The following is a 17,838-nucleotide window of genomic DNA, read 5'->3' as shown; positions in this document are numbered from 1 at the left end:
ACATCCTTGCTCTGCGCTTCCGCACATTCCCGCGTGCAGCCGGAGACGGCAAATTTCAGCTTGTGCGGAGACCGCAGGCCTTTATAGCGGTTTTCCAGATCCAGCGCCTTGCCTACACTATCCTGCACGCCATAACGGCACCATGTGCTGCCGACGCAGGATTTTACTGTGCGAGTGGATTTGCCGTAGGCATGGCCTGTTTCAAAACCGGCATCCAGCAGTTCGCGCCAGATCTCAGGGAGCTGATGCAACTGCGCGCCAAACAGGTCCACGCGCTGGCCGCCGGTAATCTTGGTGTAGAGATTATATTTTTTGGCAACCTGCCCCAGAACAATCAGCTTGTCGGGCGTAATCTCACCCCCGGCAATGCGCGGCACAACGGAATAGGTGCCGTTTTTCTGCATGTTGCCCATGAACGCATCGTTCGTATCCTGTAGCGGGATATAGAGCGGGTCCGTAATGGGTTTGTTCCAGGCAGAGGCCAGAATGGAACCGACTGTCGGTTTACAGATATCGCAGCCCAGACCGCCATTGCCATACTGCGCCATCAGCTCTTCAAAACTGCGGATGTTATGCACGCGGACGAGGGAATAGAGTTCCTGCCGTGTGTAGGAGAAATGTTCGCACAGGCTGTGGTCAACCGTAATGCCGCGCGCGGTCAGTTCCGTTTCAAAAACGCTTTTCAGCAGCGCAGAACATCCGCCGCAGCCTGTGCTGGCTTTTGTGCCTTTTTTGAGTGTGGCGAGGTCTATGCAGCCCTGCTCAATCGCGTTGCTGATCGCCCCTTTGGTCACGTTATGGCAGGAGCAGATGGGAGCGGTATCCGGCAGGGCATCTGCACCAAGCAGTTCCGCGCCTTCACCACGCGGCAGGATCAGCACTGCCGGGTCAGCCGGGGGCGCTATGCCATTTTGCACATATTGGAAAATGGTGTCGTAGTAAGAATTATCACCAACCAGAACAGCGCCGGTCACGCGGCTGCCATCGGCGGAAAGCACAAGGCGGCGGTAGGAGCCGTCTGCCTCGCCAATAAAGCGGTAGCTGGTGCAGCCGGGTTCCTGCCCGTGAGCATCACCAATCGAGCCGACATCCACGCCCTGCAGCTTCAGTTTTGTGGACATGTCTGCGCCGGTAAAGGCGGCTTCTGCATCACCAGCCAGCAGTGCTGCCACGGTGCGGGCCATGGTGTAACCGGGGGCGACAAGGCCGAAAATCTGGCCTTCCCACAAGGCACATTCGCCAACGGCAAAAATATCCGGGTCGGACGTGCGGCACTGGTTATCGACCACAATGCCGCCGCGCGGACCGATTTGTAGCCCACAGGCGCGGCCCAGCATGTCCTGCGGTTTGATCCCTGCGGAAAAGACAACCATGTCTGTTTCCAGCGAGGAACTATCAGCAAAAATCAGTTTATGGCGGTGTGTGGTGCCGGGCACGATTTCCTGCGTCTGGTGCAGGACGCGCACATCAATACCGAGCGCTTCAATCCGTTTTTTCAGGGCGCGTCCACCCTCTTCATCCAGCTGGGCGGACATAAGGTGGCTGCCGAGCTGGATCACACTCACATCCAGTCCCAGCACTTTGAGCGCATTGGCGGCTTCCAGCCCCAGCAGGCCGCCACCAATTACTGTGCCATGCTGCGCGCCTTCGGCTGCGGCGCGGATCAGGTCCAGATCTTCCAGTGTGCGATAGACCAGCCCTGCCGTGCCGGTATTGCCCGGAACAGGCGGGACAAACGGCGTGGAGCCGGTTGCGAGAATCAGCGTTGTGTAAGGCAGGATTTCGTTTTCTGTCGTGACAGTTTTTGCCGCGCGGTCAATGTCTGTAATCCGGCTGTTCAGGTGCAGCGTGATGCCGTGTGCGGTGTGGAAGTCTTCCTGATGCAGCCGCAGGGCCAGTGCATCCTGCCCGGTCATGTAATCGGTCAGATGCACACGGTCATAGGCGTGGTGGCGTTCTTCACCAAAGACATGAATCTGGTGGGTTTCGTGCAGGCCGTGCATCACGAGCTGTTCCGCACAGTAATGGCCAACCATTCCGTTGCCGACAATAATAATGTTGCCTCTGGTGGTCATGGGTTTTCTCCCCTGCCTTTAAAACTTGAATTCGAGCGTCTGCATATAAAGCGCGCCCTCTTTGGCCCCGACATCCCGCATCCCGCGGGAGAGCAGGATGCCTTCAATATCGTGTGTCCAGGCCCAGTGCGGCGCAAAGTTCTAGGAAAGCTGGGTGTAGGGCATCACGCCCGTAAAGCCGCCATGAAGGTTATTGCGCCAGCTGTAGATTTTGCCGTTCCCGCCATAAATGGCGTCCTGCGTGCTGGCACGCCAGAAGACGGGCACGTGCAGCTTAAGGTGCAGGGTGGGGAGCATGGTAAAGTTGGCGATAGGACCAACGCCAATCAGGTTTTGGGATGTGAGAGAAAGTGAAAGGTCATTGTAATACGGCAGCGGCACAAACGGGGTGGAAAACGTGCCCACGGCACCGTCCTGACTGCGGTCAGAACCACCGGAGAACAGATCCCCCTGCACACCAAAGCCCGGTTTACCGGCCCAGTCGGAGCGTGTGTACGTAATACTGCCATTCACGGCATAAGCGCGCACAGAGCGGGTGCTCTGGCTTGTTTTGGCCGGGCGGAATTCCCCACCCTGAAAAATACCGGTCAGACTGGTGCTGAAAGGCCCGACATTGCCCCACAGCCGCATGCCCACATTGTCCCGCCGGGATGAGCCTTTCTGTACACTGCCGGGAGCCGCCGCCGGAATGGAGGCAGCTGCGCCGCCGTACAGATAGCCCAGAAAAAACACATCCGCGAACATCTGGCTTTTCTGCCCCATGAACTGGAAAGAGGGCAGGGCGGTGGACGTATAGGCACCATACAGGCGGGCATTGTAATTAGTGCCGTCTGCAAAAACCTTTTGCGGGAGCTTGTTGGTCTGCATGAAGTCGAACAGATCAATCCGGAACCGGTTCCAGACAGCATAGCCCCGGAAGCCGTCCCATGTTTGCTGCACGTTGGTCAGATCGCGCGGGGACTGCATGGAAACCGGCGCATCCAGAAAGACCTGCCGCCCGCCAATTACCCCCATCTGAGCGCCCAGTAGCCGTCCTTTGACTTCCAGAATTCCTTGCTGGAGGTCCAGACTTTCACGCTGCGCACCGGTCTGATAGCCGTAGGTGTTGGACCCACCCGCCACGCCATACAGGAATTCCGCATAGGCCCGCACATGTTCACCCAGATGCAGGTCCGCCCCATATTGGTTGCGCAGCAGAACGCGGCTGGCGTTGGTCTTGCCCGCCTGCCCCTGCATGGGCTGATTTTCAAAAATATAGCGCAGGCGTTCTTCGCCGCCAAAGCTCATCCAGATGCTACCGCTGTCATTCAGCCGCACATATTTCAGGCGGTTGAACCAGTCATTTTTCCGAATGTTTGAAGGCGTGCGGGCCAGATCGCTCCAGTCTTCCGACCACCGGGTCTGACCGTAGCCGCTTACCACGCCAAAGCCGGAGGCGACGTTGCTGCCAGCGTTAAAAATCTGCCAGTCCGGATGGTAGAGAGAGCCTTTCAGCATCGCCTTTTTGTCCGGGCTGACCAGAACAGGCACCGGGACCACGGGGGTCAGCGGCGTAGCGGCAGCCGGTGGGGCGGCCTTTTGTGTTGCCGGGTGCGTCTGCTCATCCGCCCAGGCCGTGCCGGTGAGGGCGACACTCAGAACAAGGCTGCCTGACCGCCAGTTTTGAAAGCAGCGAATAACACGTCTCATTGAGCGTTCTCCGTCCAACGGCGATGACACACCGTGACGCACCCGCATGCAACGAGACAGACAAGTGCGAAAGTTAAAAAGCCGGGTCCGTAAGAGCCCGTCATCTGGCGGGCGGCCCCGAGGGACGAGGCTAGATAAAACCCGCCGACACCGCCAGCCATACCCACAAGTCCTGTCAGAATGCCAACCTGCTGTGGGAAGCGGATGGGCACCAGCTGGAACACGGCCCCGTTGCCAAGACCCAGTGTGAGCATGCCCAGAAAGAACGCGCCGAATGCCAGATAGACAGACGGCAGGCCGGTTGCGATCAGCAGGAATATGACCCCGGCGAGCCCGTAAAGCAGCATCAGCGCCTTTGTGCCGCCCACGCGGTCTGCCATTGCCCCGCCCACCGGACGGATGAAGGAGCCCGCAAACACCACAAAAGCGGTGCAGGCCCCGGCAATGGCGGGGGGCAGGTGATACTGGTCATTAAAATAAATGGTCAGGAAGGCAGCCAGCCCGACAAAGCCGCCAAAGGTGACGCTGTAGAAAAACATCAGCGCCCAGCAGCCACCGGATTTCAAAATCGGCCCCCATGCGGCAAGGCTGGGCATGGTGGGGCGGGCGGCAGGCTCCCGTGCCAGAAACAGGAAGGTAATCAGCACGATAATGAGCGGAATGGTGGCCAGCCCCAGCACATTCAGCCAGCCCATCATGGCGGCCAGACCGGGGGCAAACAGGGAGGCAAGCGCTGTGCCGGAATTCCCCGCCCTGGCAATGCCCAGCGCGGTGCCCTGATAGCGCGGCGGATACCATACGGAGGCCAGCGGCAGCGCAATGGCGAAGGAGGCTCCGGCAATGCCCAGCACCAGTGCGACCCAGAACATGCTGGCGTAGGTGTGTGGGGCCAGAAACCACGTCAGCCACAGGCCGAGAATAACGCTGATCTGCGCGCCAATGGCGACGCGGCGGGGGCCGAAGAGATCAACCAGTGCGCCTGCCAGCACGCGTAAGCCTGCCCCTGCCAGAACAGGGGTGGCGACCAGCAGGCCCTTCTGGCCTGCATTCAGGTGCAGGTCATGCGCGATGGAAATGCCCAGTGGCCCGAGCAGAACCCAGACCATAAAGGAGACATCAAAATACAGGAAAGCGGCGATGAGCGTCGGGGTATGGCCGGCTTTGAGGAACCCTTTATCCACAGAACGTCTTCCAGATGGCCCGCCAGTTCCGCGCGGAAAACCATCGCTCCCATGAGCCAGCGAACCGCCGTTGATCCGCCCTGTGTGCCGTCTCTGCCTTTGGATAAGGCGCCGTGCCACCCCGCCGCCGTTGACGGAATGGTGAATATATTAAGATAGTAGGATCGGAATAATCCGAAGTCAAAATGATTTCGAAAAGATAAACGGATTTTTAGGAGAATTATGGCATGCGTCGGCTTCTGACTTTGACAACCCTGCTGGCGGGGCTGCCGCTGGCTGGCCCGGTCTGTGCGGAACAGGTGTTCTCCTTCCAGCGCGCCGGGGGGCAGTTGCCAAAAACTGTTGTGCCTGTCTCTTACGGTATCAATATCTCAACAGATATAGACAACCTGAAACTGGCCGGGCAGGAAACCATTCAGGTTGATGTGCGCACCCCCACAACGGATGTCACCCTCAATCAGGCAGGCCTGCATCTGGCCGAGGCTGTTCTGGATAATGGCGTGAAGGCCACCATTACGCAGGACGATGCGGCCGAGACCGCGACCCTGCATTTTCCGGCCAAGGTCAGCAAAGGTGCGCATACGCTGGTCATCACCTATTCCGGGCCGATCCTGAAGACGCCGAACGGCATTTATGTGGATGACTACACAGCCCCTTCCGGCGAGACAAAGCGGATGCTGGTCACGCAGTTTGAAGTGGCCGATGCCCGCCGCATGTTCCCCGGCTGGGATGAGCCGGCCTTTAAGGCAACCTTCCAGCTAAATGTCACGCTGCCTAAAGAGGCTGTTGCCGTCAGCAACATGCCGGTGACGCAGAGCACGCCGGAGGGCACGAGCCAGAAGCGCGTCTCCTTTGCTACAACGCCGCGGATGTCCACCTATCTGCTGGCGCTGGTTGCAGGGGATATGAAGTCCGTGCAGGGGCAGGCGGATGGCACGCCGCTGGGCGTTTATGCACCGTCCGGCCTGGAAGGGCAGGGAGAGTATGCCCTGCATGCCTCAGAAAAAATTCTTCCTTATTACAACAGCTATTTTGGCGTGAAATATCCTCTTCCCAAAATGGACATGGTAGCCATTCCCGGGAACTATCAGGCCGGCGCGATGGAAAACTGGGGCTTGCTGACTTATATCGACAACGTCCTGCTGTTTGACCCTAAAAACAGTACACCGCGCACGCGCGAGCTGATTTATGAAGTTGTCGCGCATGAAATGGCGCATCAGTGGTCGGGTGACCTCGTGACCATGGGCTGGTGGGACAATATCTGGCTGAATGAAGGCTTTGCCTCCTGGATGGAGATCAAGGCAACGGACAAGATGAACCCGGACTGGGACATCTGGCCGCGTCAGCATGAAACGCGTGAGGAAACCATGGGCACGGACGCCCTGCCATCCACGCACCCCATCCAGCAGACCATTCATAATGTGAGTGAAGCCAACTCGGCTTTTGACAGCATCAGTTACGGCAAGGGTGAACTGGTTATCCGCATGCTGGAAGGCTGGCTGGGTGAAGACCATTTCCGTGACGGGATGCGTCTTTACATGAAGTCCCACGCCTATAGCAGCACCACCAGTCAGGATTTGTGGCAGGCGCTGTCTAAAACATCCGGTCTGGATGTTGGCCCTGTCGCTCGCAGCTTTACCGAACAGCCTGGTATTCCACTGGTCAATGTGGCGTCTGCCTGTAAGGCTGGCAAAACGGTTTATACCCTGACACGAAGCCGCTTTACTATTCATGACCCGCATCCGGCGGCCCAGACATGGATGGTGCCTGTTGTGGCGGGTGGCCCGGGTCTGGCGACACAAAAGCTGGTTCTGGGTAAAGCGCCGCAGACGCTCAGCGTTGTGGGGTGTGATGCACCGCTCAAGCTGAATCTGGGAGAAAGCGGCTATTATCGCGTGCAGTACAATGCACCGGCCTTCGCATCCCTGCTGAAAAATGCAACGCATTTCGCACCCGTGGACAGAGCCAACCTGCTGGGGGACCAGTTCGCCCTGTTCCGTTCCGGGCAGGCCCCACTTTCTGCTTATATGGATCTGGCGGACAGCCTGCTCTCCGCGCAGGAAAGCGATATTGCTGTTCTTCAGGAAATTATTGGCCGGTTTGAAACGCTGGACCAGTATCTGAAAGGCAGCCGGGACCGCGCAACCTTCCGCGCCTACGCCCGTAAGCAGCTCACACCTGTTCTGGCGCGTCTGGGCTGGGACCAGAAAGCGGATGAAAACGTGCTGGATACCATGCTGCGTCCGTCCGTTATTTCTGTGCTCGGCAGGTTTGAAGATCCGGCAGTGGTGGCGGAAGCAGGGAAGCGCTTTGCCCGCTGGCAGGCTGATCCGGCATCTTTAAAGCCTGATCTGGTCGGTGTTGTGGCGCGTATTGCCATGACGCACGCAGATGAGAAAACCTATAAGGTCATGGCTGAAAAAGTTCGCACCACGCAGGCGACAGAGGTCAAGCTGCGTCTGTTCAATGCGCTGGCAGCGGCGACCAATCCGACTCTGATTGAGAAAAACGTCGCACTGGCTTACAGCGGCGCTATTCCCAACGGACGTATTGCCATGGCACTGGCCCGTGTGGCGGATGAGAGCGAAAACCCGGATCTGGTCTGGCAGCTGGTCAAGCAGCATGAGGCTGAAATCAGAACGCATCTTGCCCCATGGTCTCAGGATGGGTTCCTTTCGCAGATTGCCGCCTATTCTGACAATCCGGACGTAGCGCAGGCGCTTGAAGCAGACCCGTCTTCCAGCAAAACGACGGGTGGTAAAATTGCTACGGCAAAAGCCCTGAGTGAAATCGGGGCGCGTAAGGAGGCCATGCAGGCTGCTCAGTCCCAGCTCAAGACATGGCTGGGTGCGCAGCACTAAACGCTGGTTGCCATAGGGCAGGGGCTAGCTCTCCTGCACTTTGATGCGGATAAAAGACGGTATTTTGGGCTCTCCGAAATACCGTCTCAGACCATAATATTCTCTAAAAAGTGTCTCTTGAGTATGGATCAAACAATGAAAGCTCTTGCCTTATGCTGCGGGCTGGCGGTCACAACTGCTGTTGCACCATGCTCTGTTGCAACAGCTGCGCCCCGTCTGGAACCAAAAGTGATTGTGGTTGCCGGGTGGGAAAATGGTGCGGACACCGGGGACGCTCCGGGAGAATATCAGTTCTGGGTTGAGCGTTTGCATATGGACAAGCGTATGCCGGTCGCTGGTATTCCGACCCAGATTCTGCGGAGCAACACGGATGGGGTGTATGGCCTTGTTTTAAAGGACGGGGTGACAGACCTTGCAGCACTGGCGCTTGATCCGCATTTTGACCTTCATCATACATACTGGATTTTTACCGGTATTTCCGGGGTCAATCCGAACGTGGCCTCAGCAGGCAGTGTCGCATGGGCGCGCTGGGTTGTGGATGGAGATGCACTGCGTGAAATAGATGATCGCACAATTCCCAAAGGCTGGCCTTATGGCCTGTATGCGATTGGTGCCGATAAACCCAACACGCTCCCCAGTGACCCCAACCATTATGGGTCTGTGACGGATGTTGATGAACTGACAAAAGCTTATCCGCTGAATCGTGGACTGGAGCACTGGGCTTATACCATTAGCCGCACGACGCCTCTGCGGGATGATCCTGCTCTGGCTGAGCGTCGGGCGCAGTGGGCAGGGTATCCGAATGCCCAGAAGCCGCCTGCTATTCTGGAAGGCGAAACATTAGGCGCACTCCGCTACTGGCATGGGGCGCAGCGCAATACATGGGCGGAGGACTGGGTGCGTCTGTGGACCAGAAATAAGGGTCAGTTTGTTATGACCAATGAAGAAAGCCAGACCAATCAGGTGGAAATGCGCGTGCTGGCGCGCTTTGGCGTGATTGACCCGCAGAGGGTCATGGTTTTGCGTTCAGGAAGCAACTTCAGCATGCCGCCGCCCCATATGTCCATTACGCAATCCATGGGGGATGAAGGGCCGGGGCAGGTGGTCGCTTTTGATAATAACGAACGCGCAGGCGCTTCGGTCATTGCTGAACTCGTCGCGCATTGGGACCGCTACCGCACGCAGATTCCCTCGGTTGCCACAACAGCGCCGTGAGGGATGTATTGCGTTTTTTGGTGATTTTGTCGGGTGTTTGATAAGGCAGGCCGGAGCGTGGTCTATGCTCCGACCAGAGCTGTGTTACAGGGCAGACAGGCGTTCGATAATCAGATCGTATACGCCGTCCACGTCAACTTCCCGCATGAACAAGGCATTTTTCTTTTTGTCGGTAATGCCCCACCAGTCCACCACGCTCATACCCAGCGTTAGCGCGCTGTCGGTCTCAATTTCCACATTAACCTGACGGCCACGGTAGAGTTCTGGTTTGAGCAGCCAGAGCACGGTGTTGGGGTCATGCAGCGGGCCGCCATCTGTGCCATATTTTGTGGCTTCAAAGCGTTTTTCAAACCGCAGCCACGCAGCCACAATCGGGCCAATCCGGTTGGGGATGGCTTCAATACGCTCAAGGCGCGCCTTGCTGGTGTGGAGCTGATGCGTGACATCCAGCGGGAACACGACAATCTTCACACCGGAGTCAAACACCATCCGTGCAGCATGCGGGTCCACATAGATATTAAATTCCCCGGTGGGGGTAATATTCCCAACTTCGGAAAACGCACAGCTCATCATGACAATTTGCCCAATCCGCTCACGCAGGGCAGGCTCTTTGGCGAGTGCCAGAGCAATATTGGTCAGCGGTCCGATTGTGCAAAGTGTTATGCTACCCGGCGGGTTTTCCATAACCGTGCGGATAATGAAATCAACGGCATGGCCGGGTGTTGCCTCGCGGCTCGGCGGGGGCAGATCAACCCCTTCAAACCCGGTCTTGCCATGCACATGCGTTGCTGTCACACCGGGGCGAATGAGGGGGCGATCTGCCCCTGCGTGCACGGGAATATCCGTGCGGCCTGCAAGATCAAGAGTCTTGATGGCGTTTTCAGTTGTTTGCGCAACTGGCACGTTCCCGGCAACCGTCGTCACACCCAGAAGTTCAATTTCCGGGCTGGCGAGGGCCAGCAGGATGGTGAGCGCATCATCCTGCCCGGGGTCTGTATCGATAATGATCTTCATGCGGAATTCCTGCAAAAGTCTATCTGGTAATGCGCGTCAGGCCGGGTTTTTGTCAGATCCGGTCTCAAGGTTTTCAGGGCCGAAAGAATGGGGGAGGAGGGCATGAAGGTCGTCTTTAAACAACTCTGTGCCGTTTTCATCCACTACCAGAACGCAGGTTCTCTGCGTTGCAAATTCACGGATTTTCTGGCGGCACCCACCACACGGCAAACAGGGGGCAGGTCCTTTGCCAGCGACCATAATCGTTGCAATTTTGCGGGACCCGCCTGCGGCGATCATGGCGGAAATCGCCCCGGCTTCCGCACACACGCCTTCCGGATAGGCCGCGTTCTCAACATTGCAGCCGGAAAAAACCTGACCGTCTTCTGTGATTAAGGCGGCGCCCACGAGGAAACGGGAATAGGGCGCGTAAGCATTGCTACGAGCCGCCAGCGCTTTCTGCGTCAGGGTTGCTACGGTTTTCTCATCCATGGGAGGTATCCTTTTTCTCAGCGGTGCCATAAATCAGCCCCGCCAGATCAGAGGCGGCAGCACGAAACGCGCTCCTGATATTATCTGCAACCGCGATATCGCCGCCCGCCTGCCGGATGAAGCCTTCCACCATGGCGTTTTGTAACAGGCCTTCCGAGTGCACGATCATGCTGTCCGCATCCAGCCAGCGCACTCTGGCTCCATCGTGCGGGCGCTCTTCCGTCAGCGGTGTGTGCCAGGCCTGCTCAAAATAGGTCTGCACTTTTTCATGGTAAAAGCGGCCATCTACTGTGTAGCCCGCCATCGGCTTGTTCTGGGCGGCCATGTAGCCAATTTCCACTGCGGTGCCGGGGTCCATATCCGCCGCGCGGCGAAAGGGATCGATACAGAACAGGGCGGCGTCACACTCATCCATCAGGCCGCGATCCAGCCGGGCTATCAGCAGACTGGTTTCCTTGCCGGGCGGCAGGGCTTCGACCTCATCCTGACCATCAAAAGGCGAGACGCCGTGCAGGCGGACGGCCAGACACATCTCTTTGAAGGCTTTGAAAAGCTCTTGTGCGTTTTTCCTGAAGACAAGGTCTCCACCAAGGTAAACCTTGGGGTAATCCGGGGTTTCGGTCATAAAGTCTTCCCTGTTCAGACGGCCGTGCTGCTGTTCTGGCTGGCGCAGAGTGTTCTGTAATTTATGAGAAACAATACGTTTCCATTATAAAAATCATAGACACCGCACACGATGTAAGCAACATTAATAGCTTTCCACATCAGCAGGATAGCGCTTTTTCCTTTCCCCTTTCTGCGTAAGGATCAAACAGATTATGCGGGCAGTACAGTTTCTTTTTTCCGGCGTGATGGCTGCCTGTTTTCTGCTATCCGGGTGCGCTCAGCATCCTTCTGCATCGCCTGCAGGTGGTGCGGGGGATCTCTTGCTCACAGCGCCACGACACGGAGATTTTGGGCATTATACCCTTGCCCTCACATGGCAACCGGGTTTTTGCACGGGGCCGGAAGGGAATAGCTGTCAGGCGGATCAACCCCAGACGCCGCTCATCGGGCTGCATGGGCTTTGGGCGTCCCGTCCGTCTGACCTCATACGAGCGCAGGTGCCCGTTACGACATGGTGGCGCAAAGGGTGCAGCCTGTATGACGGAGATGCGGCGTCTGCATCGCCCACGCTTTCCGAGGGTTTGTCGCATCGTCTGTCAGAGGTGGTGGCTCACACGCACTCCAGTCTGGTGGCGCATGAATACACCAAGCATGTGCAGTGTTTCGGGATGGAGGGAGAGCAGTTTTTCTCCGTCGCCTCCCGGCTGCGGGATCGGTTTGCGGCACTTCCCTCCGCGCAGCATCTGACGACTGAGGCAGGCACGCGCGTTACCAAAGCCGAACTGACCAGCCAGATTGAAGTGGATACCGGCCCTCTGCCGGAGCGGGGTGTGCAGTTCCAGTGTAACAAGACGCCACAAGGGGAGGCCGTTCTCTCCCAGATCTGGTTCACTCTCAAACCGTCTTCGCTGGACAAATTTCCAAAAACGGATGCGTTCCTCAGTAGTCCTCAGATGCAGGATAACTGCCCCGCGCAGTTCCTTGTTCCGCAATGGCCTGCTGCGGGTGTGCGTCTGTAAGAGCCTGCTGCACGTACGAGCAGGCGCATTTTTTGTCATCATGGGCTCAGGAGATGTGGAAATGCAGACCTTGAGAGAAGGATCATTCAGTGCATAGTCGTGGATGTCTCGGTATTCTCCTGCTTCTGGGTATTGCGGTCTTGTTTTCAAAAGACCGGAAAAATATCAGCCTTCGCACGGTTCTGAGCTGCCTGCTGGCTCAGGTCGCAATTGGTCTGCTTGTCCTGCGCGTGCCTGTGGGGCAGCAGATTTTGTGGTCTCTGTCCGAAGGTGTGACAAAAATCCTCTCCTGCGGGGATGAGGGGGCGCGTTTCCTTTTTGGCGCACTGGCCAGTGACAAAATGGCGACCGTCTTCCCGAATGATGGCTTCGTTTTTGCCTTCAGGGTGCTGCCCTCTCTGGTTTATGTTAGCGCGCTGATTGCCATCCTGTTTCATGTCGGCGTCATGCAGATTTTTGCCCGCACAACAGGAAAGATCCTGCAGAAGATTCTGGGCACCTCGCCGGTTGAATCCTTTGGGGCGATCATCACCATTTTTATCGGCCAGAGTGAGCTGCCGGTGGCATTAGGCCCTTACCTGCGGACGATGGCCCCCACGGAACTGTTCAGCGTGCTGTGCAGTGGTGTGGCTTCCGTTTCCGGCGCAACGCTGGTTGGCTATGTTGGGTTAGGGGTGCCGGCTCATTATCTGGTGGCAGCATCTTTCATGGCCATTCCGGGTGGGATGATGTTTGCAAAAATCCTTGCCCCCCGCCCAGCCGGCAGTCCGGTGGATACGCTGGCCGCCGGGCGTTCCTCCTACAATCAGGCTTTTTTTGAAACTATTACCGAAGGCGCTTTGAAAGGCACCAAAACAGCCGTCGCCGTGGCGGCGACACTGGTGGCTTTTATCGGGCTGATTGCGCTGATCAACAGTGGGTTTCAGGCGTTAGGGCAGGCCATTCATAAGCCTTTCCTCTCTTTGGAATATCTCTTCGGCCTGCTGTTTTCCCCCATTGCCTGGCTGTTGGGTGTGCCTGCCGGGGAATGCACGATTGTTGGCTCTGTGCTGGGGCTGAAGCTCGTTATTAACGAATTTGTCGCCTACCTGCATCTTGCCCCGTCTTTGCAGAATGGAGTGCTTTCTGCACGCAGTGGGGCGATCGCGACGTTTGCACTCTGCGGCTTTGCCAATTTAAGTTCCATTGGCATTCTTGTGGCAGCCTTTGGGAGCCAGTGCCCCGAGCGCCGTGCAGAACTGGCCCAGATCAGCGCCCGTGCGGTGCTGGCGGGCATGCTCTCCAATTTTATGAGTGCTGCGATTGCGGGGATTATTCTTGCGTAAGGCGGCACACGCCGTTTTGTGAAAAAAGCGAAGCGGCAAACGCTGAGAAACCCAGTGCCCTTAAGGCCTTTTACGCATCAGGCGAAAGGCCGGAGCAAAAAGCGTGCGGCTTTGTGATCCATTTTCATGGATCCAAAATCATCGCTTTAATTCTGGAATTTTTAGTAAACTAGCCAGTGTATCTTCAGAGAAGATATGGCGTCCCGTACGGGATTCGAACCCGTGTTGTCGCCGTGAGAGGGCGATAAGTATAAGCTAAATGACCGGGTTCGTACGTTTAAATTATTGATAACAAGGTATTTAATATCAGTGACTGTCACTAGATACAACTGGATATCACATCGGGGTGGGCCCAAATTGGGCCCGGAAAATTGCCGCCCTGCCAGGTTAACGCTTTGTCTCTGGAGCAGCAGGAGAGAGAACGGATCACAGGGAAAGCGAATGTTTGAGTTCGTTGTGCTCGAATGCGCTCGCTATACGATGGATTTTCGTTGGCGTGACCCCGACTTATCTGATGGTCTCCCTCCACGACATTAGGAAAATTTTCACCAGAACAATAATACCATCGAAGCATGATTACGCCCTCGGCTCTCTCTGGATACTTGCCCGGCACAAGATGATACCGTGTCTTATTCGGTAATCGCGCGGCCTTGTGGGATGTTTTGAGGGTTGGCGCGGGCTGCTACTTCTCGCGCGTAGGTCTCATTGGCCCGTTTGATCAGGAACTGGCGGATTTTTTCAATGTCCTGGCGAGAAAGGATGTCATCAAAGCGTGCCATGCCGTACGCGGTCAGGGCTCCTCGACCCACAACATTCTGGAATCCCGCCAAGTGATGAATGGCACCAGACCAGCGCAGGTCCGGAAGGACACCACCAGAAAGCGCGTTGTCACCATGGCAGACCTGACAGAACGTTTCGTAAAGCTGGTACCCTGCGGCAGCCTGCTGTGCATCGAATTGTTCTGGCGGCTTGACCGGTATCATCCCCCTGTCATTTTGTGGTGGGAGTTCTGCTGTACCATCCAGCGCGAAAACGAGCAGACGGGAATGATTGACCGTCCAGCCCGAGGATAGCGCGGTTCGTCCCATCAGCAATGGATAGATGCCACCCCAACCGGTTTCTACAGCAATATATTGCTTGCCATTCACTTCATAGGAGATTGGCGGTGCGATAATCCCGCTCTGTGCATTGAAATTGAAAAGATCTGCACCATTCCTTGCGTCATAGGCATGGAATTCGCCGTTCGCTAGCCCCTGGAAGATCAGGTTGCCTCCCGTGGAAAGGAGGCCCCCGTTCCATGGCCCCCTGTGATCGACCCGAAAGATTTCCTTCTGTTGTTTGGGGTCCCACGCAATCAGCCACCCTGTGAGGGTCTTGAGAAAACCGTCGCGGATAGCGGGATCATCGGGAAGGCCCTGCATGCTGATTCCGAGGTTCAAGCCTTTGTGCTTCAAGGGGTGGGCGTCGGGGGTAAACACCATCGGGATCTGTTGGGCAGGAATATAGACAAGGCCAGTCTGGGCGCTATAGCTCATGGCTGCAAAATTATGTCCGCCCAGATCCCCGGGAAGGCCTGCCCAAGGTTTGCCCGTAAGTGAATACAGTGCGTCAGGAACGATGTTGGGGCGGCCCGTTACGGGATCAATCTCTTTGGCCCAGTTGACAGGCACATAGTTCCTTGCGGAGATAAATTCACCTGTTTGCGCGTCTACAATGTAGAAGAAACCGTTTTTTGGTGCGTGAAGCAGGACATGACGCTTTTTGCCGTTGATTTCGAGATCGGCGGTCATAATGTGCTGGGTCGAGGTATAATCCCACTGGTCCTGAGGCGTTTCCTGGAAATGCCAGACATATTCACCGGTTTCTGGTCGAATGGCCACAATTGACCCAAGGAAGAGATTGTCCCCAATCCCATCAGAACGTTGCTTATAGTTCCACGGTGAGCCGTTGCCGACGCCAAGATAGACAAGATCGGTCTGCGGATCATAAACGATGGAATCCCAAACCGTTCCGCCACCGCCGGAGTGGATCCATGCACCATGCGGCCCCCAGGTACGATAGGCGATGGTCATCAGGGGGGCGTCAGATGCTGCGTGGTCGGGTTGATTTGAACGGTTTGGCGTGGTGTAGAAGCGCCATTTCAGCGCCCCGGTTTCAGCATCGAAGCCCGAGACGAAGCCGCGTACGCCGAACTCCGCCCCACCATTGCCGATCATCACTATGCCTTTGGCTACGCGTGGTGCGCCATCGGTAATGTAGGATCTGATATCGCCCAGCCACGCGTCCTTTGGAATTGTGTCCACCTCCCATATTTTGTGGCCGGTTTTAGCATCCAGAGCGATCAGACGGTTATCGAATGTTCCTACAAAAATCTTGTCGTTCCAGTAGGCTGCCCCACGATTAACGGTATCACAACAGCCGCGCACGGCGGATGGTCCCGGCACTTGAGAATCATAACTCCAGAGCAACTTGCCGCTCGCTCCATCATAGGCGCGAACCTTGCTCCAGTTTGTCGTGGCGTAGAGGATGCCATTGACCACCAGCGGCGTGCCTTCCTGGCCGCGATTGGTGTCAAAGTTGCTTGACCACGCCAGTTTGAGCCGGCCAATTGTTTCCGTGTTGATCTGGTTTAGCGGGCTATAACGGTGTTCGTTATAGGTGCGTCCATGGGCCGGCCAGTTCTGTGGCGATTCCTCCGCTTGTGTGACGAGAGGATCATCCGTCGCAGCCTGGCTTTGCGATAGATGGGTAGCGGACAAGGTAAGGATGACGACCATATATAAGGTCGCCCTAAACAGGAAAAAGTGCTTCATGATATTGCTCTCGACCGGTGCTGATTTGCGAAGAGTGCTCCGGTTATTGTTTTTAATATCGCATGATCACTGATTTGATTTCCGTGAAATGATCGATGAACGCACTTCCGAATTCACGACCGATTCCAGATCCTTTTGTACCGCCAAAGGGCATGGCGGGATCGAGATAATTGTGCATGTTGACCCAGACTGTACCCGCTTCAACACGCGGAATGAGCCGCAGGGCCTGCGATAGATTGTTGGTCCAGAGGCTGGCAGCCAGACCGTATGGTGAGTCGTTCATGAGTGTCACCAGTTCGTCCACGCTGTCATACGCCAGAAGAGACGCGACTGGACCGAATACTTCCTGACGCATCAGTTCGTCATTCTCTGATCGCGCCAGTACTGCCGTTGGCTGTACGTAGCAACCAGGCAGATCAAATGCGCCGCCGCCATGGATGAATGTCAGATTCTGGTCACGCGCTCGCGTGAAATACCCGATCACTTTGTTAAAATGAGATCTGTTTGCCAGCGGGCCGAAACGGCTTTCATCATCCATCGGATCACCCGGTGTGAGGGTCGCCAGGCGCTTGCCGAGTTGCTCTGCTACATCATTGATCAGGGAGCGATGGACATAATAGCGTTCAGCAGAAGCACAGACTTGACCCGAATTGAGAAAACCGGCCTCAATAATGCCCTCTACCGTCTTCTCTGGCGAAACATCAGGTAAGAAACCAGCGGCATTCTTGCCACCGAGTTCGAGAGTGACCCGTTTGAAGCCAGATTGAAGGGCGGCTGTGCCGATAATTTCCCCTGTTTCCATGCCGCCGGTAAACGTGACTTTGGCAATTTTGGGATGTGTTGTGAGGGCGTAACCCACCTGCTGCCCGGGGCCGTTGATCACGTTTAGAACACCAGGAGGGATTCCTGCTTCAATCGCCAGTTCTGCAACACGTAGCATGGTGAGGGGCGTTACCTCGCTGGGCTTGATGACGGCTGTGCAGCCGCACGCCAGCGCTGACCCGAATTTCCAGACCGCAATCATGATCGAAAAATTCCAGGGTACAATGCCTGCCACCACACCCAGTGGCTCACGCAGTGTCAGCCCGGTATATTTCTCGCCACTGGCGGAAGGGATAGAGAGTGCAACAGTCTTGCCCTCAATTCGTGTTGTCCAGCCTGCATAATAGCGCAGGAACGATACGGCATAATCGACCTCGAAAGCGCGTGATAAAGTAATCAGCTTTCCCGAAGTCAGGGTCTCAATCTGTGCCAGTTCTTCACGATGGGCGATCATGAGATCGGCAAGCCGGTTCAGCACCAGGCCGCGCTGGGCTGGAGAAACGTCCGCCCAGCCACTGTGAAAGGCACGGTGAGCGGAGTCTACCGCATAGTCGATATCTCCGCTCGTGGCCGTGGCAACATGTGCAATCACCTCATCCGTAGCGGGATTGGTGATGGTGATCACTTCGTCCTGCTGGGAAACAACAGTTTTGCCGTTTATGAACTGACCGTTCAACCGATTCATGAAATCGCGAACTTGGGGTAGTATGGAAACTTCAACCATATTTTAAACTTCCTGTTCTGAAC

The 17,838-nt window shown here is 56.4% G+C and carries 11 protein-coding genes and 1 pseudogene; 4 read left to right on the top strand and 8 right to left on the bottom strand.

Going from position 1 to position 17,838, the window contains the following annotated elements:
• From nirB to AD928_RS04925, 3 genes and pseudogenes are all read right to left on the bottom strand, one after another.
• On the bottom strand, window positions 1-2,075 hold a 2,075-nt coding region (nirB, locus tag AD928_RS04935), incomplete at its 3' end, for a nitrite reductase large subunit NirB (RefSeq protein WP_062248722.1).
• Between the two features lie 18 nt (window positions 2,076-2,093).
• Window positions 2,094-3,764, bottom strand: a pseudogene (locus AD928_RS04930) (alginate export family protein).
• On the bottom strand, window positions 3,761-4,945 hold the full coding sequence (locus tag AD928_RS04925; RefSeq protein WP_062248719.1) for a nitrate/nitrite transporter: 1,185 nt from the start codon (window positions 4,943-4,945) through the stop codon (window positions 3,761-3,763). Before AD928_RS04925 ends, AD928_RS04930 begins: the two are co-directional and overlap by 4 nt.
• Window positions 4,946-5,172: 227 nt before the next feature.
• On the opposite strand from AD928_RS04925, the gene AD928_RS04920 reads away from it, so the two are divergent.
• Both AD928_RS04920 and AD928_RS04915 read left to right on the top strand, forming a co-directional pair.
• Window positions 5,173-7,806 carry a M1 family metallopeptidase gene (locus AD928_RS04920; protein WP_062248716.1) on the top strand — a complete coding sequence of 878 codons (2,634 nt, stop codon included), beginning with the start codon at window positions 5,173-5,175 and terminating at the stop codon, window positions 7,804-7,806.
• 135 nt (window positions 7,807-7,941) lie between these two features.
• Window positions 7,942-9,021 carry a purine-nucleoside phosphorylase gene (locus AD928_RS04915; protein ID WP_062248724.1) on the top strand — a complete coding sequence of 360 codons (1,080 nt, stop codon included), beginning with the start codon at window positions 7,942-7,944 and terminating at the stop codon, window positions 9,019-9,021.
• Between the two features lie 84 nt (window positions 9,022-9,105).
• Here the strand turns inward: AD928_RS04915 and AD928_RS04910 are convergent, their stop codons facing one another.
• Genes AD928_RS04910 through AD928_RS04900 form a run of 3 tightly spaced genes read right to left on the bottom strand, consistent with a single transcriptional unit; the run spans window position 9,106 to window position 11,131 of the window.
• A complete protein-coding gene (locus AD928_RS04910) occupies window positions 9,106-10,035 on the bottom strand; it encodes a nucleoside hydrolase (protein WP_062248714.1) in 930 nt (309 codons plus the stop codon).
• Between the two features lie 36 nt (window positions 10,036-10,071).
• The gene (gene cdd / locus AD928_RS04905) at window positions 10,072-10,506 is read right to left on the bottom strand and encodes a cytidine deaminase (RefSeq protein ID WP_062248712.1); all 435 of its coding nucleotides are present in this window, start codon (window positions 10,504-10,506) and stop codon (window positions 10,072-10,074) included.
• Window positions 10,499-11,131 (bottom strand): nucleoside 2-deoxyribosyltransferase, encoded by a 633-nt coding sequence (locus AD928_RS04900; RefSeq protein WP_062248707.1) that lies wholly within the window; start codon window positions 11,129-11,131, stop codon window positions 10,499-10,501. The genes cdd and AD928_RS04900 overlap by 8 nt, the downstream gene beginning before the upstream one ends.
• 193 nt (window positions 11,132-11,324) lie before the next feature.
• On the opposite strand from AD928_RS04900, the gene AD928_RS04895 reads away from it, so the two are divergent.
• Together AD928_RS04895 and AD928_RS04890 are read left to right on the top strand one after the other, a co-directional pair.
• On the top strand, window positions 11,325-12,131 hold the full coding sequence (locus tag AD928_RS04895) for a ribonuclease T2 family protein (protein ID WP_062248705.1): 807 nt from the start codon (window positions 11,325-11,327) through the stop codon (window positions 12,129-12,131).
• An 89-nt stretch (window positions 12,132-12,220) separates the two neighbouring features.
• Window positions 12,221-13,456 (top strand): NupC/NupG family nucleoside CNT transporter, encoded by a 1,236-nt coding sequence (locus tag AD928_RS04890; protein WP_061506609.1) that lies wholly within the window; start codon window positions 12,221-12,223, stop codon window positions 13,454-13,456.
• 629 nt (window positions 13,457-14,085) lie between these two features.
• Here AD928_RS04890 and AD928_RS04885 read toward each other — a convergent pair.
• Together AD928_RS04885 and AD928_RS04880 are read right to left on the bottom strand one after the other, a co-directional pair.
• Window positions 14,086-16,233 carry a PQQ-dependent dehydrogenase, methanol/ethanol family gene (locus AD928_RS04885; RefSeq protein ID WP_062143224.1) on the bottom strand — a complete coding sequence of 716 codons (2,148 nt, stop codon included), beginning with the start codon at window positions 16,231-16,233 and terminating at the stop codon, window positions 14,086-14,088.
• An 88-nt stretch (window positions 16,234-16,321) separates the two neighbouring features.
• A complete protein-coding gene (locus tag AD928_RS04880) occupies window positions 16,322-17,815 on the bottom strand; it encodes an aldehyde dehydrogenase family protein (RefSeq protein WP_062143223.1) in 1,494 nt (497 codons plus the stop codon).
• Window positions 17,816-17,838 lie beyond the last annotated feature (23 nt).

It is taken from the genome of Acetobacter cerevisiae (assembly GCF_001580535.1).
Lineage (GTDB): Bacteria > Pseudomonadota > Alphaproteobacteria > Acetobacterales > Acetobacteraceae > Acetobacter > Acetobacter cerevisiae.
The sequence above is the reverse complement of the archived record's forward strand: the minus strand, read 5'-3'. Positions and strand labels throughout refer to the sequence as shown.

Bases quoted from the DNA above. Each gene is read 5' to 3' on its own strand.
- AD928_RS04920 (WP_062248716.1), top strand. From the start codon at position 5,173: ATGCGTCGGCTTCTGACTTTGACAACCCTGCTGGCGGGGCTGCCGCTG.
- AD928_RS04915 (WP_062248724.1), top strand. From the start codon at position 7,942: ATGAAAGCTCTTGCCTTATGCTGCGGGCTGGCGGTCACAACTGCTGTT.
- AD928_RS04910 (WP_062248714.1), bottom strand. From the start codon at position 10,035: ATGAAGATCATTATCGATACAGACCCCGGGCAGGATGATGCGCTCACC.
- cdd (WP_062248712.1), bottom strand. From the start codon at position 10,506: ATGGATGAGAAAACCGTAGCAACCCTGACGCAGAAAGCGCTGGCGGCT.
- AD928_RS04900 (WP_062248707.1), bottom strand. From the start codon at position 11,131: ATGACCGAAACCCCGGATTACCCCAAGGTTTACCTTGGTGGAGACCTT.
- AD928_RS04895 (WP_062248705.1), top strand. From the start codon at position 11,325: ATGCGGGCAGTACAGTTTCTTTTTTCCGGCGTGATGGCTGCCTGTTTT.
- AD928_RS04885 (WP_062143224.1), bottom strand. From the start codon at position 16,233: ATGGTCGTCATCCTTACCTTGTCCGCTACCCATCTATCGCAAAGCCAG.
- AD928_RS04880 (WP_062143223.1), bottom strand. From the start codon at position 17,815: ATGGTTGAAGTTTCCATACTACCCCAAGTTCGCGATTTCATGAATCGG.